We start from the raw sequence: 2,257 nt of genomic DNA on the forward strand, positions 1-2,257 counted from the left end.
TGGTAACGACCACCGACCGACGAGATACCACCGCCGCCTGCAGCGCGTCTTCTACACCTCCGCGCTGATCAGCGTCCAGCACGACCCCAACTCGCGGAAGTTCTATGACCGCAAGCGCGCCGAGGGAAAACGCTGACCTGATGGGTACATGTACCCCGGACTCCAGGCGCCGAGCGTTGTGAACCGTGCTGCCGAGATCGTCACCAGCTGCAACCAGGCTGGCGACTGCGGCCGCAGGCAGGACCCTGCCTACACAGCCGCATCGGTGGGGGTGCCGTCCCGCTCCGGGAGCAGCTCGGGCATCCCCTCCACCAGCACCACGACGCCGATTACCTCACCGGCCTCGGAACGGCCGACCCACACCGGGTAGGTACCGTCCCCGGTCGTCGCGAAGGACATGAGCTCGCCGCCGGAAGCCTCGTCCCAGGTGCGCTGCATGAACATGGAACCGTCGTCGATGTCCTCGTACCCGTCCAGGTCCGACTCCCCCCGGATCAGCCCCCGCTCGAAGAGCGCGATGAGCGGCTCCCAGGCCCCGGCGTCGGCGAAGCAGCCGGTGGCGCCGTCGGTGTCGAAGCCGGCTATCTGCTGCTCGATGAACAGCCGGGGATCGTCGTCCGGACCGAGGGCCATCTCCCAGGTCGCTGCGGGGGTCTCGCTGACGAGCAGGCGGACGGCCGTGGGTTCCGTGGTCGTGACCTCGGCGTCCCGCCACTCGCAGTGGTAGCTGAAGCGGACCCGCGCCTCGTCGAGTACGTACTCCCCGGGCGGGACGGGGACCGTAATGTGCGGCCCGTCGCCGTGGTCGATGTCCGGGCCGGAGACGGCCAGCAGCCCGCTGGGTACGCGCAGGGTGCCGACCCGGCGCGGCTCCACGACGGTCATCTCGGGGTGGTACCCGTCGGTCACGCGCACCCCGGGCCGGAACAACTCGTTGATCGGCCCGGGCTGCGCGGGGCGCGGCGGACGCCAGCAGGTAGCGGGGGCGTCTCCGTCACCTGGCTCGGCTGCCTCGGCCACCTCAGCCGCCTCGAAGGCCGGCGGCTCAATGAGCCCGTGTACCTGGGCCGAGAGCAGTGGCCACTCCCCGAAGGCGGGGCGGTCCATCCAGCGCTCGTCGTCCCGGAGTCCGGGCGAGGTGGCGTAGGAGCCCCCGCCCTGCCCCTGCCGCTCCTCCGTCCGTCGGCCCCTCCCGTCCGGGAAGAGGTCCACGGTGATGCGTGGGCACGCCTTGTCGAACTCCGCCATCTCTGGGCCTGTGTAGTACCAGCCGACAGAGTACCGGCGCAGCAGCCGCGACGGGTCGTCCAGCAGCCGCATGTCCAGGTCGTAGGTGCGGCGGCCCTGGGCGTCGTAGACCCACAGCCCGACGTAGTGGTCCCGCCAGGAGACGAGCCGGACTTCCAGCGGAGCCTCCCGGCCCGACTCCCGGTACACCACCACGTACGGAAGCCCGGCGGCATCCCGCTCCCGGGCCTCCTCGGCGGATATCGGCCGCCAGGGCGCACAAGCCTCCAGGTCCCACGCCTGCGCGTACCCCACCTCGACGACCATTGCCTCTCCTCTTCCTGCAACCCGCCTTGGTTCTGTGCTGAGCTGCAAGGTAGCCGCTGGCTGTGACAACGGCCCTACTGGGCGGGCGGCGGGCCAGCTCCGGCGCCCAGACGGTCGTGCCGGTGATCCGGTCCATGACCCGCTCAGCGAGTGGCTTGCCAGCGTGATCCGTTGAGCCGCCAGCGACACTCTGTCATGGACGGCTCAGACACAGGCACTCAGTGACTCCCGAACTCATCGACATTGATCAAGCGACAGGGTGACGCGGTGACTCCCGAAGCCGTCGACAAATGACTCCCGTTCTCGTGTACAGAGCCATCGGACTGAGGTTCCCCCGCTGAGCAGGAATGGCTGACTAGCTGGAGAGCGGGTTGACGTGGTTTCAGATTCACTGGTTCGGTCGCTGCCTGACTGGCGTAGTGCTTCTCTTCGAACTCGATGGGGCTGAGGTAGCCGAGGCGCTTCTGGATGCGGCGGGGGTTGTAGAAGCCTTGCCCCTCCGGGGGCTGATCCCGGCCAGGCCGGCCTGGCGCATGAGCCGCTCGACCCGTTTGCGGCCGACGTGGACGCCCTCGCGTTTCAGGACGGCATGGATCCTGGGCGATCCATAGATGCCGCCGGAGTCCTGGTGGATCTGCCGGATCTGTCCTGTCAGCTCGGTGTCCTGGCGGATCCGTTCGCAGGGCTCCTTCTCGGCCTGGCG

At 68.9% G+C, this 2,257-nt stretch carries 1 protein-coding gene and 2 pseudogenes; 1 reads left to right on the plus strand and 2 read right to left on the minus strand.

Annotated elements, in window-relative coordinates:
• Positions 1-124 (plus strand): annotated as a pseudogene (locus tag AB0N06_RS38675) (IS110 family transposase); the annotation flags it as partial.
• 125 nt (positions 125-249) lie between these two features.
• On the opposite strand, the gene AB0N06_RS38680 reads toward AB0N06_RS38675, so the two are convergent.
• Positions 250-1,554 carry a DUF4241 domain-containing protein gene (locus tag AB0N06_RS38680; protein ID WP_366139344.1) on the minus strand — a complete coding sequence of 435 codons (1,305 nt, stop codon included), beginning with the start codon at positions 1,552-1,554 and terminating at the stop codon, positions 250-252.
• 478 nt (positions 1,555-2,032) lie between these two features.
• Positions 2,033-2,257, minus strand: a pseudogene (locus tag AB0N06_RS38685) (IS3 family transposase); the annotation flags it as partial.

Origin of the sequence: Streptomyces sp. NPDC051020, from assembly GCF_040683105.1 — a bacterium.
GTDB lineage: Bacteria > Actinomycetota > Actinomycetes > Streptomycetales > Streptomycetaceae > Streptomyces.

What these genes read in the sequence shown, in the direction of transcription:
- AB0N06_RS38680 (WP_366139344.1), bottom strand. Translation starts at nt 1,554, where the DNA reads ATGGTCGTCGAGGTGGGGTACGCGCAGGCGTGGGACCTGGAGGCTTGT.